The organism is Sporacetigenium mesophilum DSM 16796 (genome assembly GCF_059569055.1).
On record NZ_JCANUR010000006.1, the window covers coordinates 1 to 20,139 of the forward strand.

Consider the following 20,139-nt stretch of genomic DNA (forward strand, 5'->3'; position numbering starts at 1 on the left):
ATAGCAAGGAGGATACACCTGTTCCCATTCCGAACACAGAAGTTAAGCTCCTTAGCGCCGATGGTACTTGGTGGGAAGCTGCCTGGGAGAGTAGGACGTAGCCACGTAATCTTTTTTAGTTAATAACAATAAAAACAGGGTTCCTACTAATTGTAGAAATCCTGTTTTTAAATTTTACATAAAAATAAATTTAGGTTAAACTAGTATTAGGGCAATTAATCTTAGTATATACTATCTAAATAATAATATATTGGAGGAATACAAATGGATTTTAATGCTAAAGCTGCTAACTGGGATAATGAAACAAGAATAAAAAGAGCAAAAATGGTTGCTGATGAAATAACTAAGTCGATAAATATAGAAGAACAATATAGTGCCTTGGAATTTGGTTGTGGAACAGGCCTTGTAAGTTTTAACCTAAAAGACAAATTTAAGCATATTACATTAATAGATGTATCAGAAAATATGATGGAAGTCCTTAATTCAAAAATCAGAGATTCTAAAGTAAATAACATGACACCTATTTTAACTGATATAAATAAAAATGCTGAAGTAATAGGTGACAAATATGATGTAATATATACTTCAATGGCATTGCACCATATTGTAGACGTAAGACCAACATTAGAAAACTTATATAAAATGCTTAAGGATAATGGATATTTCTGTATTGCTGAATTAGTTGAAGATAATGGAAGTTTTCATAGATCTGAAGAAGGTTTTAGTGGTCATCATGGCTTTAACCAAGAAGTGTTGAAAGATATGTTAGAGGAAATTGGGTTTAAAGATGTAAAATCACATATTTTCTATAGCGATGTTAAGGTTGTTGAAAATTTAAAAGTTAAATTTTCTTTGTTTCTTATGATAGTAAGAAAATAATATAGATAATACATAGTAGTTTAATATTATAAAGTAAAGGTCCAGTAAAGATGATTTTGATTCTCTTAACTGGACCTTTAGTTATTGGATTTGCAAAAAAATTTTTTGTATAAAAATAGAGGAATTTGTCTCTTTTTATCTAATTTATATATGTTATGGAAACATATAAATAGTATACTTTATATGTTAAGAAAGGAATAAACATATGAGAAGTTTAAAGAAAAAGATAATGATACCTATAGTTTTATTATTTACAATAGGTACTTTAATGTTGTCTCTTGTTGCATACTATAAATCTAAGGAGATAATAATTAATTATGTTGAGTTGTTAGCTCAAAGTAAGGCTGAAAAATTAGTAACTAAAGTTGAATATAAAATAGCAAAATGGAAGTCAGTAGTTAACATGTTTGCTTCATTGGATATAGCAAAGAATATGGATCATGAAGGATTTAAAGAATATATAGCTAGTAATAGAAAAATGTATAATAAAGAGTACGAGTTTTTAGCTATTATAGATAAAGAAGGTAATTACTTATCAATTGATGGAGATAAAGGCAATATTTCAGATAGAGATTATTTCCATGAAGTTATAAATACTGGAAATACAGTTATTTCAAAACCTTTAATATCAAAAGATACTGGAAATTATGTTATTGTTGTCTCAGCGCCTATTAAAGATGACAATGGAGAAATTATAGGTTTGGTTGGGCTAGATGTAAACTTATCTGTTATTACAGATATAATTAATGATGAAAGAATTGGAAATGACGGTTATGCATATATGCTTAACAAAGAGGGTATAGTTGTGGCTCATCCAGATAAGGACTATATATATAAATTTAATCTATTAAATGATAAAAATAAAGATGTAGTTAAACTAGGTAAGCAAATGATAAGTGGTGAATCAGGAATAGGATATTATGAACATAAGGGTGTAGAAAAAATAGCTTCATATATGCCAATAGAGTCTACAGAATGGTCTGTAGCAATGAGTGCTAATTATGATGAGGAAACTAAGAGTATAGTAATGTTAAGAAATTTTATGTTATTAATGGGAACCGCTATTCTAGTTTTAATTCTAATATTATTAAATTATGGTACTGATAATTTAGTTAAGCCTATTAATAACCTAAAAAGAAAGATGGAAATGGCTACTAAAGGAGATTTATCTGTTCAATGCGACATAACAAGTGACGATGAAATAGGTGTACTTGCCACAAGTTTTAATAAATTAATAAAAGAAAATAAAAGATTATTAGAAGAAAATAAAAGATTATTAGAAGAAACTATTGAATACGACAGGCTAAAAACTGAGTTTTTCTCTAATATATCCCATGAGTTAAAAACACCGTTAAATATGATTTTTTCTACAATACAATTGTTACCTTTATATATTAAAAATGATAATGAAAAATTAGAAATTACAAAGATTAATAAACATATAAGTACTATGAAGCAAAATTGTTATAGGCTATTAAGATTAGTTGATAACTTAATTGATATTACTAAAATAGATTCTGGATTTGGAGAAATTAATTTGCAAAATAAGAACATTGTAGAGGTTGTTGAGAATATAACTTTATCAACTGTTGAATATGCAGAAAATAAGTCTAGAACAATTATATTTGATACTGATGTAGAAGAAAAAATTATGGCTTTTGATCCAGAGAAAATGGAGAGAATCATCCTAAATCTTATTTCAAATGCTGTTAAATTCACAAAACCTAATGATGAAATAAAGGTTAATATTTATGATGGTGTAGACAATATTACAATTTCTGTAGAAGACACTGGTATAGGTATTCAAAAAGATCAACAGGAAATGATATTTGAAAGATTTAGACAAGTTGATCATTTGCTAAGTAGAAGACATGAGGGAAGTGGAATAGGCCTATCTCTTACAAAATCTTTAATTGAAATGCATGGTGGTAAAATCTCTGTTAACAGTGAATATGGAAAAGGAACAGAGTTTATTATTGAACTGCCTATAAGAACTATTGATGAAGAAGATAAAAATATAATAAATGACTTTTCGCAACAAACTAATGTAGAAAAAATTCACATTGAGTTTTCGGATATATATGAATAATAGCTTTAAAATCTAAAAGCCCTTAAATTAAGGGCTTTTATTTATCTCTTAATACAGTTATAAAACCGTCTAATATATCATGGCTAACGACAAATCCCTTTGATTTATAAAATTCCAAAGCGTTAGTATTTCCATTAGAAACAAATACAAAATAATCATCAATATCATCAAATTCCTTTAACCATTTCATGGACATATCAAATAATACTGAGCCAATTCCCATTTGTCTGTATTCTTCTTTAATATAAAACTGTGATAAACAACCTACATTATCATTTTTAACAGTAGAAAGATCAAAGAAAGTTGCAAAGTCACTAGAATATGTTTCCTTTGGAGACACGTTAGAATATACATAACCAACTGGTTTATTATCATCTCTAACAACTACAATATAATTGTGTAGTGCGCTTTTTACAGAAGGAACCATTCTTGTATCAAAACTCATTGGATCAAACAACTCTGGTGTAACTGTTGCTACTGACTTTTGAAATACCATTAGTTCATTACATAAATCTCTACAGTATTCAATTTTATCATTAGGTATAACTTCATATGTTATTTTCATAAATTTCTCCCCTTTTATTAATATTATTATGTAGTCCTAAAATCTAGGCTACATTAAAATAGGTTGATTAACTATGATATAATTATAATACATGATAAATATTCTACAAGTATGCAGTATTAAATGACTAAGTAAGAAAAAACTGACTAAAGGAGTTATTAAATGAATAATAAAGATAGGGAAAATAATATAAGTAATTGTCCATTAACATATGCCTTAGACTTAATAGGAGGTAAGTGGAGGCTTCCTATTATATGGGCTTTGCATAAAAATGATACTCTACGTTATAACGAATTGAAGAGAAAAGTTGATGGAATAACTAACATGATGTTATCTCAATGTTTAAAGGAAATGGAAATGTATGGACTTGTTAATCGCAAGCAGTACATGGAGATTCCACCAAGGGTAGAATACTCATTGTCTGAAGCTGGTGAAGACTTAATACCAGCACTTGAGTCATTGGCAAGATGGGGTAAGGGTATGAAAAGTAGGCAAATAGATATTATAGAGGAAGAGAATACAGATGATATTGTTGATATTGTTTAAATAAACAAAGAAATAGGCTATAATTGGAATATAGTATTAAAAAGAGGAGTTTTAAAAAATGCGAGATTTAAAAAGTGTAGAAGAGAAGATTTTAGATAGAGCACTGTATTTAATAGGTACAAATAGATCAAGTGATGTTTCAATAAGAGCTATAGCAAAGGAAGCAAATGTAAATGTAAGTGCCATTAATTATTATTTTAGAACAAAAGAAGAAATGTTAAGACAAGTAAAGGAGTTTTATATTACTAATACAGTTACAATCTCATCCATACTAGATGACGAAGAACACAGTGAAGAAGAAAGACTTGTTTTATTTGCCAATGAAATAATGGAATATATTTTAAGATTTCCTGGAATAACTGTATTGTTAAGGGATGCAGCAAGCTTAAAAGACGTGGACGAGATTTCTAATAAGATAATAAATGTATCTAGGGAAATGCATGAGAAAATGGATAAAACATTATTCAATGTTACAAAAGGTGATAAACTTAGCTGTAAATATAAAAAGATGATTTTTATGTCTTCTATCATATATCCAATAGAAAATAATGATGTAATAGATTTTGATGAAACTATTATAAATACTAAAGAAGGCAGAATAAAATATATCAAAAATCTAATAAAAATGTTAAAGAATATGTAAAAAAAGACTATTTGATTTAATAGTCTTTTTTTATTGCACTTAAAGTAAATAAAAATTAAAACAATTTGTTTTAAACATATTGATTAAGTTTGTTAAATATTCTATAATTAATCCATAGATATATCTAAAGAGTAATTGTGAAAACGGTTACCTAAGTAAGTTTTACCTAATTTTGCAAAAAACAGATGTTAAAAAAGTAGCTATATCAATATAAAATATTTGGGAGGTTATGTTATGAAGTACAACAATCTTTTTAGCCCTATAAAAATTAGAGGTTTAGAGTTAAAAAATAGAGTAGTTTTTCCAGCTATGGGAACTAAAATGGGGAGTGAAGATAAATTTGTTACTCAACAAGTTATTGATTACCATGTAGCTAGGGCTTTAGGTGGATGTGGACTTAACTTTACAGAAGTATGTTCAGTTTATGCGCCAGCTTCACCTAGAAAATTCTTAGCTATTTGTGATGATAAGTATATTCTAGGGCTTAAAAAACTAACAGATTCTATACATGAAGCAGGTGGAAAAGCTGGTGTTCAGCTTTGGCTTGGTGGAATGGCTGCAATTCATGGTGATCCAACACAAATGATAGTTATACCAAGTGATGTAGATATTCCAGGAAGTGATTATAAGATACCAGGTGCAAGCTTAGAAACAATTAAAGAATGTGTTAATGCCTTTGGGGATGGTGCTAAAAGAGCAGTTGAAGCTGGTTTTGATGCTATAGAATTCCATGCAGGTCATAACTATGCTCCACATGTATTTTTAAGTCCAGCTTTTAATAAGAGAACAGATGAGTACGGTGGAGGTTTAAAAAACCGTGCAAGATTTTTAATAGAATGTATAGAAGCTATTCGCAAAAATATACCAGAGGATATGCCTTTATTTATGCGTCTTGATGCACAGGACGATTATTTAGAAGGTGGTTTAACTATAGAAGAGGTTATAGAGTTTTGTAAAATGGCTAAAGAAGCTGGAGTTGACGTTTTAGATGTATCTCGTGGAAACTTCTCAACTGCAGCAATAAAATATGAAGTTCCGCCAATTGATTTACCAAGAGGATTTAATGTTCATAATGCTACAAGAATAAGAAAAGAAACAGGGATGATTACTATTGCAGTAGGAAGAATAAACGATCCATCTCAAGCTGATGAAATTATAGAAAGTGATAAGGCTGATATGGTTGTAATGGGTCGAGCTCAACTTGCAGACCCAGAGTTTTGTAATAAGGCTAGAGATGGAAGAGAATACAGTATAGTTAGATGTGTTGGTTGTAACCAAGGCTGTTATGATTACTTTGTAGATGATGAAGCACCATTTATAAGTTGTATGAGAAATCCAGCTTTAGGAAGAGAAGCAGAATATAAACTTACAAAAACTAATTCTCCTAAAACTGTTTTAATAGCAGGTGGAGGAATTGCAGGACTTGAAGCAGCAATGGTTTTAAAAGAAAGAGGACACAATCCAATAATATGTGAAGCATCAGATTCTCTTGGAGGTCAATTTGCACTTGCAGGTGCAGCTCCTAGAAAAGAAGAAATGAGAGAAGCTGCCCTTGCTATGGGCGAACAAGCTATAAGAGAAGGTATTGAAGTTAGATTTAATACACATGTTACTAAAGAGCTTATTGAAGAAATAAAGCCAGATGAGGTTATTATAGCTATAGGTTCTGCTCCTATGAATCTAAATATTCCAGGTGGAAGTTTAGATAATGTAACTAATTCTCATGATGTACTTTCAGGCAAGGTAAATGTTAATGGAGATGTAGTAGTTATTGGTGGAGGTCTTGTTGGACTTGAAGTTGCTGAATACCTTCATGGAAAAGTAGGTGAAATTACTGTAGTTGAAATGAATGATAAAGTAGCAAAGGATTTAGGACAGTTACGTAATATTTGTGTTATGGAAAACCTACATGAATTTGGTATAAAAACAGTTACAAATGCTAAATGTGTTGAAATTAAAGAAGATGCTGTTGTTGTTGAAATAAATGGTAATATAGAAGAAATTCCATGTGATTTAGTGGTTGTAGCTATTGGGGCAAAATCAAGAAATTTTGATGATTTAAGCTCATATTGTAATGAAAATTCAGTGACATGTCACGTTGTAGGTGATGCAGTTCGTGCACGTAGAGCACTTAATGCTGTATATGAAGCAAATGAAATAGCAAGAAAAATATAATGTTTAATTGATTGTAATCCAAAAAGGTCTTACTTTTGTATAAAGTAAGACCTTTTTTAAATAGTTATATATTTCCTATACACTTATCCTCTAAAAAACTTTATTATATACGTATATATAAACTGAAGGAAGGTGGTGTCTTAATTACTATGCTAATTAATAAAGACAGAGATGAATTTATAGTAGAAAATAAGGCATTCGTCCAGAATACAGCAAGTGGTGTATGCAAAAAAAGATTGAACTGGGAAAATGACGATGAATTAAGTATTGCTCTTATAGCATTTAACTCAGCTTATGAACATTACAACAAAGATAAAGGAAATTTCTTTTCATATGCAAAAGTTGTTATAAGAAATGCTCTTATAGATTTTTTTAGAAAAGAAAAACATAATGATTATTTAGTTTTTGAAAATGACGATGCCAACGAGCATGATTATATAGATAGTAAGTTGTCTTTGAGTGAATATGAAAAGCAGATGGAAAATAAATTAAGAAAAGAAGAAATTGCAATGTTAACAGATGAACTTTTAACATACCAACTTACTTTTAAAGATCTTGTAGACTCATCACCATCTCACAGAGATACTAGGGATGAAATTTTGAAAATGGTTTCTAAATGTATTACAAATAACTTAATTATAAAGAGTATTAAAGATAAAAAGAGGTTACCTGTAAAAGAAATAATCATCTTAACTGGGAAGAACAGAAAATATATAGAAAAATGGAGACGATATATATTGGCTTTAATAATTATTTTATCTAATGAAAACTACAACTATATTAAATCATATTTAAATATAAAATTAGAAAGCGAGGTGTAAATATGCAAACTAAAACTGGTATAGTTATGGAAGTTAAAGGCAAGAGAGCATGTATAATGACGCCAAGTGGTGAATTTGAGAAAGTTTTAATAAGTAGTAATGGTCCTGGGGTAGGGGAAATATATACTGGACAAGTTTATAAAAAAAACAACAACATTAAATACTTTGTTTCTGCAGCTTCAGTATTTTTATGTGTTGCCTTAGCAGGTAGTTCATATGCTTACTATAAACCTGTAAATTCACTAGTTGTTAAAATTAATGATATTGGTACAAAAATTCAAATTAATAAGTTTAATAAAATAATAAATGTATCTACCATTAAAAAGGAATCAGATAATAAAGTAAAATCTTTAAAATTAAAACACAAAGATATAAACGATGGTCTTACTCAAATAGTTGAATCATCAAAAGGGACTAATAATAATGTATTCATAGAAATAAAAACTAACACTAAGGTTGAAAGCAAATTAGATATAGAAAAATTTGAAGAAAATATGCAAAAAGAAAGTATAGATTATACTATAGATAAAAAAGTCAAAGAAGATAAAGACGTTAAAGTAAATAATAATGCAAATTCTAAAAGTGAAACAACAAAAGTGGATGAAGAAAATGCAGTAAAAATCAATAATGCTAATAAGGCCTCAAATGAGAATAAGGTAGAAAACGTTAATAAAAATAATAAAAATGAGAATGCTGAATCTAATGCTAAGAACAATTTAAAAAATGAATCTGCTAATAAAAATGCAAATAATAATTCTAATAAGGAAAATAAAGAAAATAAAAAGAATGATAAAAAGAATAATTAACTAATTTAAACTTAAAAAAGCCCTTGAAAAAGGGCTTTTTACTATGCTAATTCAAATTCAGTAGTATCAGTAGCTATTACTTTAGCGTCTACAATTCCTACTAAATCAGCCCCTTTGGGCTTAAAAACATTCTTCTCAACTATTAAGTTCATAGCAGAAGTTATTTCACCTTGTGATATATCAGCCCTAGGATCATCTATTGACATAGATATATTTTGACCTAGTGCATCTACAAAAGTCATAACCAACCTAGTTTTTACCATAAAACTACCTCCTTTCCTATATTTTTAAACTACTAAGCACTTATAGATGTGTTATCTACTTTTAAAACATCCATTAAATCATGTGGTTGAAGACCAACAAATGCATCTGCAACAGCCAAAACATCATCAGCTAATGCATCATGTTTTAAGGCACCAAATGTTTTAGATCTAGTTATTGCCTTACCATCTCCATCAAGTCCCAAAGATAACTTTATCTTTAATGACGAAAGATTATTTATTTCTACTGCCATATTATCTACCTCCTTTCCTTTAGGTTAATTTAATTATATAAGGTATTAAATTAGCCAAACAGAAAAGAAGTTTTAGAAATTATTTTAGTAAATTACTTTAAATGACCATTTTAATAAATAAATATAAAATTAGAGTTGTTCTATTGTAATATAAAAAGGATAAATATGGGAAATAATGTTGACAATGTTATATAACAAAATTATAATGAGAGTAAATTAAAACAGAACATACGTTCGAAAAAGTTGCTAAATGATCATAAGGGGGAGTAATTCATGGAAATGGTAGTACATGAAGGAGATGTTCAAAGTAAGGGATATGGAATAATTCCAAAGCTAGTAATGCAAGATAATAGACTTACAATAGAGTCAAAGGCAATATATGCATATTTGTCTTCTTATTGTGGGGGAGGGCTAAATCAGGCATATCCAAGTATAAAAGCAATAACAAGTCATTTAGGGATAAGTGAAAAGAGATTCCAGGGTCATATTAAATCTTTGAAGGAATTTGGATATATAACTGTAGATAAGAAAAGAGATAATAAAGGTGTATTTATACATAACATATATACAATAAATCAATATATAAAAGCTGACTATCCATCAGGTCAAAATCTACCGGTGGATAACCTACGGGTAGATAACCCACCGGTAGATTATCTATCCGTAGATAACGTAGGCACTAATAATAACAGTACTAATAAAAACAATAATAATAATAACATTTATAATAAAAACATACATACATATAGGGAAACTGAAAAAGAAAAAATAACAACTATGACTAAGTTATATGAAAACAATTTAGGTGTAGTAAATAAGTTTACAAAAAATTGGATTATAGAAGTATCTAAAGATATAGATGTTGAGTTATTTAAAAAAGCTATAGATATATGTGTAAGTAAAAATAATTGTACCTTAGGGTATTTAACGGGAATAATAAGAAACTGGATAAATCAAAACATAAGAGATATAGATGGTTTAAAATGTAATGAAAATATGTCTAAGAATAATAGTAAAACAAAGTTTCACAACTTTAAAGAGACTTTTAATAAATATACAGAAGAAGAATTAGAAAATATTATTATGCAAAAACAAGAATTTAAATGGAGCTAAATTAAGGGGGAATTGAGATGATAGAGTATTTAAAAATAGAAGATTTACCAGATTCTTTTTATGATATTGCTGATGAAATAGGAATGGATACTTTTATAAAGTTGTGTGAGTTATGTGGAGGAAGTTCTGTGTATATTCCAACTATGAAATCTATATTAAAACCTGTTAGAAATAGAGTCATTAAAGAAAGCTTTGATGGAGGAAATTATAAAGAATTAGCTAGAAAACACAATATAACTGAGGTACAAGTTAGAAAAATAATTGCACATATATAAAGAGTATTTTCCATAGGATATATATTTTGTTTGCAACAAATAATATATTTGTTAAGATCATTTAGATTAAGGAGTAAATTATATGTCCAAAAAAAGATATTTTGTCCTTGTTTCCCACTGTTTACTCAATCCATCAACTAGGGTTCATTTGTTGGGAAAAAGATTTGATATTTCCAAAATGGTTAGTGAATATTTTTTAGACAAAAGTATTTCTATTATACAATTACCTTGCCCAGAGTTTACAGCTATGGGATATTGGAGAAATCCACAAGGTAGAGATCAGTATGATAATATATTTTTTAAAAAACACTGTAGATCAGAGTTAACAAATTATGTAGATATGGTTTGTGAACTTAGAAATAATAGCAATACACCTTTATGCTTCATAGGTATTCAAGGAAGTCCTACTTGTAGTATTAGTTGGGGCAAACACAAAACTAATAAGTATGAAACAGAATCTATGGTAGAAGATACAAGCTCACCGCAAGTACCAGGAGTATATGGGGTAATGACAGCTGTATTAGACGATATGTTAAAAGAAAATGGAATAGATATACCATACTTTGAAGCACCTATAAAAGCAAATAAAGAATCAGATTTAGCTATTAAGTTTATAAGTGACTTAGATGAATTGTTATCTAATCCAGAAGATTATTTATAGATTCCTAAATTGGAATTAATAGGAAATTATAAAAAGTGCTTGCATATATTTAGGAGATATAATATAATCTTTATAAGTTAAAAAGCTAAAAGCTAAGAAGGAAACTAGTAGAAAATAAGTTTGTATTCAGAGAGTGAGTGGTTGGTGAGAACTCATTGCAAAGATTTTCGAATCCATTCCGGAGCTTCTAATCGGAACTAACAGTAAGATTAGACGTATACCTACGTTACAGGTCTAAGAGGGTTATATTTTATATAACCAATTAGGGTGGCAACGCGGATAATGACTTTCGTCCCTTTATACAGGGGTACGAAGGTCTTTTTTTATACAAAAAAATAGCCAAAAAGCTAAGATGGAAACTAGTAGAAAATAAGTTTGTATTCAGAGAGTGAGTGGTTGGTGAGAACTCATTACAATGGTTTTTGAATCTATTCCGGAGCTTCTAATCCAAATAAGATTAGACGTAAACCTACGTTACAGGTCTGAGAGGGTTATATTTTATAACCAATTAGGGTGGCAACGCGGATATAGACTTTCGTCCCTTTTTATAGGGATACGAAGGTCTTTTTTTATACACAAAAATAGGAGGTGGCATTATGGGTTCTTTCAAAGGATTATATACTTTTGCAAATGTAGCTAATATGTACGATGTAAATCAAGAGCATTTAATAGAAGGTATAGGACAAAGATTTGTTAACAACATTGATGTAAAAAGATTTGGTGATACTTGGGTTATAACAGAAGCAGCGCTACTTAAAGAATTTGGATTTGTACCTTTATTTAATGATAGCAATTTCAATATGGAATTATTTTAATATAAGATTTAAAACATATACAAAAAAATAGTCAAAAAGCTAAGAAGGAAACTAGTAGAAAATAAGTTTGTATTCAGAGAGTGAGTGGTTGGTGAGAACTCATTGCAATGATTTTCGAATCTATTCCAGAGCTTCTAATCGAAATAAGATTAGACGTAAACCTACGTTACAGGTCTGAGAGGGTTATATTATATAACCAATTAGGGTGGCAACGCGGATATAGACTTTCGTCCCTTTTTATAGGGGTACTAGGGTCTTTTTTTAATACAATAATAGAGGAGGTAATACTATGGGTTCTTTCAAAGGATTATATACTTTAGCAAATGTAGCTAATATGTACGATGTAGATCAAGATTATTTAATAAAAGGTATAGGTGAAAGGTTTGTTAACAATATAGATGTAAAAAGATTTGGTGATACTTGGGTTATAACAGAAGCAGCATTACTTAAAGAATTTGGATTTGTACCTTTATTCAATGATAGCAATTTCAATATGGAATTATTCTAATAAGAAAAATTAAAGCAGCCAATAGGCTGTTTTTTCTTTTGTTACTACGTATCGTATAACGACTCGTATAACGTATCGTCCTCAAAACGAGTACAAGAAAAAGAAAAACAACTCCTGAATTGTTGGTTTCTGATAAAATATAAAAAGGAAGAAGAATAATTAAAGAGGTGATATTATGGACAAGAATTGTATATTTTGCAATATAGATAACTATGTTTTAGAAAATGAATTAGCTTATGCCATATACGACAAGTTTCCAGTAAGTAAAGGGCACTTGCTTATTATATCTAAAAGACATGTTAGTGGATATTTTGACGCTACAAAAGAAGAAAAGTTAGCTATATATGATTTAGTAGATAAATGTAAAGAATTACTTGAAAAGGAATATTCACCAGATGGATATAATGTAGGGATAAATATAGGAGAAGCTGGTGGACAAACTGTTATGCATTTACATGTTCATTTGATCCCTAGATACAATAGAGATGTAGAAGATCCTAGAGGTGGAATAAGAGGAGCAGTACCTGATAAGATGAAGTACTAAATTATTTATTAGTTTGGGGAGAATAATATTATGCTAAATGATTACGACAAACAATGTATTAATGAAATTAAAAAGAAGACAGGCCTTAATGAAAAAATGGCAATTAAATATTATGAAGAAAATGAAAAAGATATTGAAAAGACATTTATTGATATAAAAAATAAAATAGATTTAGGAATTATTACTATAACTGGTGCCGGCGCTGCTGGAGTTGTATATGGAAATGTAAGTAATGCAAGTACACTTTATGGTATGGATAAATTTAATACTCCAAGAGGCCATGGTTTTGCAGCAGAAATGGCAAATGACTTACATGACAAATTATCAGGTCAAAAAATTACTCCAGGTGCAGGAAGTGACAACAAGCTAAATGGAGCTGATAGGATTGTAAACGGTGTGGAAATTCAATCAAAATACTGTGCTTCAGGTTCAAAATGTATATCTGAATGTTTTGATGAAAATGGATTTAGATATTGGACTAAGGATAATACCCCAATGCAAATAGAGGTTCCATCGGATAAATATGAATCTGCTGTTCGTGCAATGGAAAATAGGATAAAAAATGGTCAAGTTCCTGGTGTTACTGATCCAAGTGAGGCAAAAAACATTGTAAGAAAAGGCCATTATACATATGAACAGGCAAAAAATATAGCAAAGTTCGGTACTGTTGATTCAATAAAGTTTGATGCAAAAAATGGAGCAATTATAGCTACAACTGCCTTAGGAATAAGTACAGCTTTAACTTTTGCTACATCTATTTGGAATGGTGATGACTTTGATGTTGCCCTAAAGTCATCAGTGTATTCTGGATTAAAAGTTGGTGGAACTACATTTATTACAGCTGTTTTATCAAGTCAATTATCAAGAGCTGGACTTAATAGTGCGTTAATAGGTAGTTCAGAGGCAATAGTTAGGATTATGGGACCAAAAGCCTCAGCTATGTTAGTAAATGCTTTTAGAAGTGGTACTAATATATATGGAGCAGCTGCTATGAAAAGTGCGGCTAAACTATTAAGAGGAAATGCTATAACTGGAGCAGTTTCAGTTGTTGTTTTATCATCTGTAGATGTAGTAAATATTTTTAGAGGAAGAATTTCAGGAGCACAATTATTTAAAAATGTTGCAAATACAGCATCTACTGTAGCTGGAGGTACTGCCGGATGGGTAGGAGGAGCTACTGCTGGGGCGGCAATAGGCTCTTTTATACCTGTAGTAGGTACAGCAGTTGGAGGAGTTGTTGGAGGTTTATTAGGATCATTTGCAGGAGGTAGTGCTGCAGGTAAAGTTTCAAATAAGGTTTTAAGTGGGTTGATTGAAGATGATGCAGATGAGATGGTACGTATTATTGAAAATGTATTTACTCAAATGGCAGAAGATTACTTATTGAATCAAGAAGAAGCAGAGAATATTGTTGATAATCTAAAAGATGTTTTAAATGGTTCAACTCTCAAAGATATGTTTGCTAGTTCTAATAGAAAAGAATTTGCACATGAATTATTAATAGACAATATTGAAAGAGAAGTCAAAAAACGTGAAAAAATACAATTGCCTACTCAAGAAGAAATGGTTAGAGGATTGAGAGAGGTTCTTGAGGAAATATCTGAAGAGATGGCTATGGCATAAGAATTAAAGAGTATACCCTACCCCCAGGTCACCGCTAGTTACCTGGGGGGTATTTTGTGTATTCATACATAAATAGCACTTCTAAAACATATATATATAAATTAAAAAGGGTGAATAGTATGATAGATAATAAAAATTTATTGAAAAAAGATATTACTGGAGTAGATACATATAAAGGTTGGTATAAGCCTTTTGACGATGAAAAAAGACTTGCGTTTATGATAGACGAAGACTTAACTATAGAAGGTAGAAAAGTAAATATAATAGATTGGAAAAATGGATTGGCTATACTTTGTGCCGATGTGGAAGATAGAGATTGGGCAAAAAAAGTAAAAGAAAGAGTTTTTAATGGATATGAAGTGGAGCTATATATAAAAAACAACTTATGTAACGAAAGATATGTTCAAGTAGATGTGAAAAAATGTGAACTATCAGATGAAGGTCATTTTATAATTAATTTTTAAAATTTTAAAAAATATTTTAACAAAAATGGTTTATTTTAATACAACAGACTATTATATATTTTTCATAGTTAATACACATAATATATTTAGACCGAAAGGTTACTTTAAAATTAATGGGAGGTATTAATTATGCATAATATAAACAAAAGTATAGGATGTACTGTATCACAATGTAAATTCCATGATGACAACAAAGATTATTGTACATTAAATAATATAAAAGTAGTTACACATGAAAATAAAACTAAAGAAGTTAAAGGTTCAGACTGTGGAAGTTATGAACCAAAAAATTCTCTAAGATAATACAGATTAAAAGTTGCTAAGATTTTTCTTAGCAACTTTTATTTTTTTGTTTTTATAGAAGATCATATAAAAAATTGAAAGAAAAACACACTATACCTTTTAAAACATATTATAAAATATGTAACAAATTTACATTAAAAATATATAAGAAAGGATTGTGTAAATTATGCAAGATGGTTTTTTAACTGTATCTGTTGTTGAGAGAGTGACAAACAGACCTATTGTAGATGCATTAGTCAGTATATATAGTATACCTGATGAAGCAACAGGTACTACTACCTCTGCTGTTGTATATGAAAATTTACCAACTGATATATCAGGTCAAGTTACTAGATTAACTTTACCTGCGCCAGATTTAATATACTCACAGCAACCTTCTGATGTAAGACCTTATAGTAGATATATTGTAGAAGTAAAAAAAGATGGTTATGAAACAGTTATGATAAATGGATGTCAAGTTTTACCTGTTGTTGAAGGAAGGCAACCTGTTGCATTAGAACGAAGACAAAGAAGTCCACTTCTTTATAAACGTCAAAATGAAGAGATTCTTCTTATAGATGATCATACACTATATGCAACTTATCCACCTAAAATACCTGAATCTGATTTGAAACCTCTTCCACCACCAACAGGATTTGTAGTTTTAGATAACCCTGTAGTTCCTGAATTTATAATTGTTCATGATGGACTTCCTACAGATACATCAGCTAAAAATTATTGGATGTTTTATAAGGATTATATAAAAAATGTAGCATCATCTGAGATATATTCAACTTGGCCAACAGCAACTATATACGCAAATGTAATAGCAATAATATCATTTACTTTAAATAGGGTATTTACAGAGTGGTATAGAAATCAAGGATATGATTTTACTATAACATCGACTACAAATTATGATCATAAATTCATATATGGAAGAAATACATTTAATCCTATAAATGTAGTTGTTGATGAGATATTTAATACTTTTATAAAAAGACCTCCAACTGCTAGACAGCCTCTTTTAGCTCAATATTGTGATGGTGACAGGGTCCAATGTCCAGGTCAAATGACTCAGTGGGGTAGTAAAGCTCTAGGAGATCAAGGAAGAACCTATGAACAAATATTGAAAGCTTTTTATGGAAACGATATAACATTGGAAAAAGCGCAAGTAGTAACTGGTGTTCCAATTTCTTATCCAGGTTATCCCCTTACATTATGGTCTAGCGGTACACCTGTAAGAACTATTCAAGGTCAGTTAAACGCTATAGCAAATGTTTATTCTGCAATACCAAGATTAAGAGTAGATGGCATTTATGGTCCTGCAACACAAGCATCGGTTAGAGAATTCCAAAAGATATTTGGATTACCACAAACTGGAGTAGTAGACTTTAAAACATGGTATGAAATATCTCATATATATACAGCTGTAACTAAAATAGCAGCACTTTAAAATATAATAGAGCCTCACCTAAGTATGAATTAGGAGAGGCTTTATTAATTAATATATTATATAATTTACATAGAGGTACGAACATTTAAGTTTAAGGGGGGTATTATATGGGTCTAGTATATAAGAAATGTCCAAGCTGTGGATCAAAGAATTCAGCAAAGATAGTATATGGAATGCCAAGTTATGAACTATATGAAAAAGCCCACAAAGGAAAAGTAGTCCTTGGTGGGTGCTGTATTATGGAAGCTGCGCCACAGTATTTTTGCAAAGATTGTAGTTATGAGTGGAATAAAAACGAGGTTATTTATAATGCTTATAATAGTATTTCAAATGTAAAAGCATATGTAGGTGGATATTCTGGTCCAAATTATGAAGTTGAACTAGATTTTGAAAATAAAAAGTTAATATGGATTAAGAAAGTAAATCTAGAAGAAATTGAAGACTCAGTTAAAAAAGCTATTGATTTAGATAAGCATAAATATATAATTGAGAATCTAAAAATTATAAAATTACTAGGGTGGAAAAGAAATTACGAAGATCCTGGTGTTTGTGATGGTACTCAATGGAGTATAGATATAAAAAGTGATGGCAAGGTAATTCATAAGTCTGGAAGTAATAATTATCCAAGAACATGGGATATGTTTTGTAGTTTAATTGAAGAAGTTACCGGGAAGGCTTTTGGGTAAGAATTTTCACTACCTAACGTTTCGTTCAGTAGTGGTTATATTAACATAATTAAGGTTATGTAAGTAAGATATAGTGTGTACTCAAAACGAGTACTGAATATAGATTCCCCCCCGTCACGTTTTGTTACGGGGGGGGAAAGTATCTAAGGTCAATAACAATATATTGTAATAAATAGTACCCCTAGGTCACTGGCAGTGACCTAGGGGGCATGTTACCATAATTTAAAGTTATGTAAATAAAATTTGTTAATTTACTTTCTTTTTAACTTTTCTAGAACCATTTAATTTCAAAACGTATGTTCGGTAAAATCGCGTAATAAAATAAGTTTTGAAACTACTAAGTTTATATTAGAAGTTATTTAAAGATTGTTTTTGTTTAATCTTTGCAATAGGTAAACTGATTTTCATAGCTTCAATTATAGAATCTATAGACTCTTGAGAAAGATGCTGGCCATCAAACAAAAATTTATCTGAGTTTTCTAATTCATATCGTGTTTTTTCTAATAAATTTATTATTTCTTTTTCATCATCACTAGAAAGCAAGCTATAATCAACCTTTCTAACATTAGTTTTACCTAAAAAATAATCAACAGATACGTCAAAGAAATCTGCTAACTTCTTTAAAGTTTCTTTATCAGGAATAATTTCTCCAGATTCATACTTTAATAAAGTTGAATAAGGGATTCCTAATTCAATAGCCAATTCTTCTATACTTAATCCTTTTTCTTCTATAAGATCTTTAAATGTTAATTTAAAATTCATAAACTGTACTCCCTTTTCTAAATAATAATTAATTTCTATGCATGATACCCGAACGTCTGTTCGATACAATGATATCATATAAGATATTCAATGTAAATAGAAAGAGGAAAATAATGTTATAATTAAATTATTATATTCCGTACTCAAAACGATTACGGAATATATCAACCAGTAATTACATAATCAAGGGGTAACGTTTCGTTACCCCTTGATACAAGTGTTTTAGTAAAAGGAGATATTCGCTATGTTTATACAATGTACTAAAAAATTATCGGATGCAATGAAAATAAAACCAAATGAAATTATTCCAATAGAACGTGAGCCTTTTTATGAATGGCATGCAAATTTGTTTATGTTTGATAGACGGAAGGCAGTTATTCTAATGAATAACCAAACTCGATACTGTATTATTTTGTATGGTCTAAAGGCACAACATTTCAAAAAATTTGACAACATTGTTATATCTGCTATAGAAGAAACATTCCTTGCAGAAGGTTTCTCCAAGGAACAGGTAGATAAATATATTGCTAATTGTGGCGAAGTTGTTTATACAAAGACAGACAATCGAAGTATTTTAAGTCAAATAACTGAGTTTCTTATTTCTATAACGTGGGAAATAGAAGAATATTTACCAAGTGATAATATTAACTTAGTTGAACTTAATAGATGGGCTGGAGAATTAATGTGTGGATCACTAGGATATGCGTACCCAATAAATCTTCTAAAAAAAGAAATGAATGAAATATTCTAATAAGTATTGTTAAAAAAGAGGGGGTCGTGTTTAACGACCCAGGGGTTATTGTTACTATAATATTAGTATGGTTAGATAATAAAGATAATGAGCTAATATCCTATGATTACGCTAACAAATTTAAAATAGAATTTGATTAAGAATAAAAAAGGTTATATATTCTGTCCTCAAATTGAGTATTGGACATATAACCTTATTATTATATCTCTCTTATAATTATTTAAACTATTGTCAAAACTCTATAAAAACAATAGATAAGAGAGGTTTAATTAATGGATGAGTATAAAGGTATAATTGTGTTTCTTATGATTATTGCAATTGCAATAGTAATAATATTAAGCATAATAACAAACGTAATAAGTACAAAAAGAGAAATGGCAGACTCAAAAGAATTTAGGGATTCTGTAGGAAAGTCTTTATGGGAAATATATAAGGATAAAGGGTCGCTAGGAGAGTATGAAGCTTACAATATTGCTAAACGTAAATTACAGGGAAAATATAAATTATTCAATAGCGTATACCTACCTAGAGATGGAGAAAAAACTACAGAAGTTGATTTAATAATAGTGCACGAGAAATGTATTTTTATTGTTGAGGTTAAAAATTATTCAGGAACAATAACTGGAGATAAGAATGATAAGAAATGGATTCAAGAATTAAATAAGTTTAAAAAATTTGAATTTCATAATCCTGTTATTCAAAATAAGAACCATATAAAATACTTTAAGAATAGTATAAATCTAGGTAAATATGGACTATGTGATACAAATATTTATTCAATAATAGTATTTGGGGATACAGCAAATATAAATAATATTAGAATAGATGAAGATAACTTAAAAGTTATAGGTATTAATGAGTTGGAGAACACATTAAACTCTATTGTAGAAAAGACCACTATAAATTTAAACGAAAATGAAATTGAAGATATTAGCTTTAATTTAAATAAATATATAAATGCTAGTTCAGAAGTTAAAGAAAAACATATAAGAGATATTATAGAATGTAATTAACAAGACCCCTAATGAACATTTTGTTCACTAGGGGTCTTGTTTGCATAATTGAAGAGGTCCCCGTAACGTTTTGTTACCCCGTAGCATGAGTGCTTAGTAAAATCATATTTAGTTTTTATGGGTATCCATAGTGTATATATAGTGGTGC

At 29.4% G+C, this 20,139-nt stretch carries 24 protein-coding genes, 1 rRNA gene and 3 other annotated features; of the genes, 21 read left to right on the plus strand and 4 right to left on the minus strand.

What is annotated here, in order from left to right:
- The 3 genes from rrf to BS62_RS06730 form a co-directional block, all read left to right on the plus strand.
- Nucleotides 1–107 (plus strand): 5S ribosomal RNA (gene rrf, locus BS62_RS06720); the annotation flags it as partial.
- A 157-nt stretch (nucleotides 108–264) separates the two neighbouring features.
- Nucleotides 265–879 carry a class I SAM-dependent DNA methyltransferase gene (locus BS62_RS06725; protein ID WP_496490491.1) on the plus strand — a complete coding sequence of 205 codons (615 nt, stop codon included), beginning with the start codon at nucleotides 265–267 and terminating at the stop codon, nucleotides 877–879.
- Nucleotides 880–1,084: 205 nt separating this feature from the next.
- Nucleotides 1,085–2,968 carry a sensor histidine kinase gene (locus BS62_RS06730; RefSeq protein ID WP_496490492.1) on the plus strand — a complete coding sequence of 628 codons (1,884 nt, stop codon included), beginning with the start codon at nucleotides 1,085–1,087 and terminating at the stop codon, nucleotides 2,966–2,968.
- A 37-nt stretch (nucleotides 2,969–3,005) separates the two neighbouring features.
- Here the strand turns inward: BS62_RS06730 and BS62_RS06735 are convergent, their stop codons facing one another.
- Nucleotides 3,006–3,533, minus strand: a complete 528-nt coding sequence (locus BS62_RS06735; protein WP_496490493.1) for a GNAT family N-acetyltransferase — start codon at nucleotides 3,531–3,533, stop codon at nucleotides 3,006–3,008.
- A 162-nt stretch (nucleotides 3,534–3,695) separates the two neighbouring features.
- On the opposite strand from BS62_RS06735, the gene BS62_RS06740 reads away from it, so the two are divergent.
- The 5 genes from BS62_RS06740 to BS62_RS06760 all read left to right on the plus strand — a co-directional run bounded on the left by BS62_RS06740 (nucleotide 3,696) and on the right by BS62_RS06760 (nucleotide 8,524).
- Nucleotides 3,696–4,079 (plus strand): winged helix-turn-helix transcriptional regulator, encoded by a 384-nt coding sequence (locus BS62_RS06740; protein WP_496490494.1) that lies wholly within the window; start codon nucleotides 3,696–3,698, stop codon nucleotides 4,077–4,079.
- A 58-nt stretch (nucleotides 4,080–4,137) separates the two neighbouring features.
- Nucleotides 4,138–4,722: a TetR/AcrR family transcriptional regulator gene (locus BS62_RS06745; RefSeq protein WP_496490495.1), complete on the plus strand. Its 585-nt coding sequence runs from the start codon at nucleotides 4,138–4,140 to the stop codon at nucleotides 4,720–4,722.
- Between the two features lie 234 nt (nucleotides 4,723–4,956).
- Nucleotides 4,957–6,897, plus strand: coding sequence for a bile acid Fe-S flavoenzyme BaiCD (gene baiCD / locus BS62_RS06750; protein ID WP_496490496.1), 1,941 nt, complete (start codon nucleotides 4,957–4,959; stop codon nucleotides 6,895–6,897).
- 149 nt (nucleotides 6,898–7,046) lie between these two features.
- Complete coding sequence (locus BS62_RS06755) at nucleotides 7,047–7,718, plus strand: sigma factor (protein WP_496490497.1); 672 nt, start codon at nucleotides 7,047–7,049, stop codon at nucleotides 7,716–7,718.
- Nucleotides 7,719–7,720: 2 nt separating this feature from the next.
- Nucleotides 7,721–8,524, plus strand: a complete 804-nt coding sequence (locus tag BS62_RS06760) for an anti-sigma factor domain-containing protein (protein WP_496490498.1) — start codon at nucleotides 7,721–7,723, stop codon at nucleotides 8,522–8,524.
- A 41-nt stretch (nucleotides 8,525–8,565) separates the two neighbouring features.
- Here the strand turns inward: BS62_RS06760 and BS62_RS06765 are convergent, their stop codons facing one another.
- A complete protein-coding gene (locus tag BS62_RS06765) occupies nucleotides 8,566–8,787 on the minus strand; it encodes a DUF2922 domain-containing protein (RefSeq protein ID WP_496490499.1) in 222 nt (73 codons plus the stop codon).
- A gap of 32 nt (nucleotides 8,788–8,819) precedes the next feature.
- Complete coding sequence (locus BS62_RS06770; RefSeq protein ID WP_496490500.1) at nucleotides 8,820–9,038, minus strand: DUF1659 domain-containing protein; 219 nt, start codon at nucleotides 9,036–9,038, stop codon at nucleotides 8,820–8,822.
- A 273-nt stretch (nucleotides 9,039–9,311) separates the two neighbouring features.
- Between BS62_RS06770 and BS62_RS06775 the strand changes: the two genes are divergently transcribed.
- The 11 genes from BS62_RS06775 to BS62_RS06825 all read left to right on the plus strand — a co-directional run bounded on the left by BS62_RS06775 (nucleotide 9,312) and on the right by BS62_RS06825 (nucleotide 17,465).
- Complete coding sequence (locus BS62_RS06775; RefSeq protein ID WP_496490501.1) at nucleotides 9,312–10,151, plus strand: DnaD domain protein; 840 nt, start codon at nucleotides 9,312–9,314, stop codon at nucleotides 10,149–10,151.
- Nucleotides 10,152–10,168: 17 nt separating this feature from the next.
- Complete coding sequence (locus BS62_RS06780; protein ID WP_496490502.1) at nucleotides 10,169–10,426, plus strand: Mor transcription activator family protein; 258 nt, start codon at nucleotides 10,169–10,171, stop codon at nucleotides 10,424–10,426.
- 82 nt (nucleotides 10,427–10,508) lie between these two features.
- Complete coding sequence (locus tag BS62_RS06785) at nucleotides 10,509–11,087, plus strand: hypothetical protein (protein WP_496490503.1); 579 nt, start codon at nucleotides 10,509–10,511, stop codon at nucleotides 11,085–11,087.
- An 85-nt stretch (nucleotides 11,088–11,172) separates the two neighbouring features.
- Nucleotides 11,173–11,387 (plus strand) — a binding site (T-box leader).
- A gap of 40 nt (nucleotides 11,388–11,427) precedes the next feature.
- Nucleotides 11,428–11,633 (plus strand) — a binding site (T-box leader).
- Between the two features lie 50 nt (nucleotides 11,634–11,683).
- A complete protein-coding gene (locus tag BS62_RS06790) occupies nucleotides 11,684–11,902 on the plus strand; it encodes a hypothetical protein (protein ID WP_496490504.1) in 219 nt (72 codons plus the stop codon).
- Between the two features lie 32 nt (nucleotides 11,903–11,934).
- Nucleotides 11,935–12,140 (plus strand) — a binding site (T-box leader).
- Nucleotides 12,141–12,191: 51 nt separating this feature from the next.
- Nucleotides 12,192–12,410 (plus strand): hypothetical protein, encoded by a 219-nt coding sequence (locus BS62_RS06795; RefSeq protein ID WP_496490505.1) that lies wholly within the window; start codon nucleotides 12,192–12,194, stop codon nucleotides 12,408–12,410.
- A 175-nt stretch (nucleotides 12,411–12,585) separates the two neighbouring features.
- A complete protein-coding gene (locus BS62_RS06800) occupies nucleotides 12,586–12,954 on the plus strand; it encodes an HIT family protein (RefSeq protein WP_496490506.1) in 369 nt (122 codons plus the stop codon).
- A gap of 30 nt (nucleotides 12,955–12,984) precedes the next feature.
- Nucleotides 12,985–14,577, plus strand: coding sequence for a YeeR family protein (locus tag BS62_RS06805; RefSeq protein WP_496490507.1), 1,593 nt, complete (start codon nucleotides 12,985–12,987; stop codon nucleotides 14,575–14,577).
- Nucleotides 14,578–14,696: 119 nt separating this feature from the next.
- Nucleotides 14,697–15,041: a hypothetical protein gene (locus BS62_RS06810; RefSeq protein ID WP_496490508.1), complete on the plus strand. Its 345-nt coding sequence runs from the start codon at nucleotides 14,697–14,699 to the stop codon at nucleotides 15,039–15,041.
- Between the two features lie 129 nt (nucleotides 15,042–15,170).
- Nucleotides 15,171–15,344: a DUF1540 domain-containing protein gene (locus BS62_RS06815; RefSeq protein WP_496490509.1), complete on the plus strand. Its 174-nt coding sequence runs from the start codon at nucleotides 15,171–15,173 to the stop codon at nucleotides 15,342–15,344.
- 166 nt (nucleotides 15,345–15,510) lie between these two features.
- The gene (locus BS62_RS06820) at nucleotides 15,511–16,779 is read left to right on the plus strand and encodes a peptidoglycan-binding protein (protein WP_496490510.1); all 1,269 of its coding nucleotides are present in this window, start codon (nucleotides 15,511–15,513) and stop codon (nucleotides 16,777–16,779) included.
- 107 nt (nucleotides 16,780–16,886) lie between these two features.
- Nucleotides 16,887–17,465, plus strand: coding sequence for a hypothetical protein (locus BS62_RS06825; protein WP_496490511.1), 579 nt, complete (start codon nucleotides 16,887–16,889; stop codon nucleotides 17,463–17,465).
- A 348-nt stretch (nucleotides 17,466–17,813) separates the two neighbouring features.
- Here BS62_RS06825 and BS62_RS06830 read toward each other — a convergent pair whose 3' ends face one another.
- Nucleotides 17,814–18,227: a helix-turn-helix domain-containing protein gene (locus tag BS62_RS06830; protein WP_496490512.1), complete on the minus strand. Its 414-nt coding sequence runs from the start codon at nucleotides 18,225–18,227 to the stop codon at nucleotides 17,814–17,816.
- 244 nt (nucleotides 18,228–18,471) lie between these two features.
- Between BS62_RS06830 and BS62_RS06835 the strand changes: the two genes are divergently transcribed.
- Both BS62_RS06835 and BS62_RS06840 read left to right on the plus strand, forming a co-directional pair.
- Nucleotides 18,472–18,978 (plus strand): DUF6933 domain-containing protein, encoded by a 507-nt coding sequence (locus tag BS62_RS06835; protein ID WP_496490513.1) that lies wholly within the window; start codon nucleotides 18,472–18,474, stop codon nucleotides 18,976–18,978.
- A gap of 272 nt (nucleotides 18,979–19,250) precedes the next feature.
- The gene (locus BS62_RS06840; protein WP_496490514.1) at nucleotides 19,251–19,991 is read left to right on the plus strand and encodes a nuclease-related domain-containing protein; all 741 of its coding nucleotides are present in this window, start codon (nucleotides 19,251–19,253) and stop codon (nucleotides 19,989–19,991) included.
- Nucleotides 19,992–20,139: the final 148 nt, after the last annotated feature.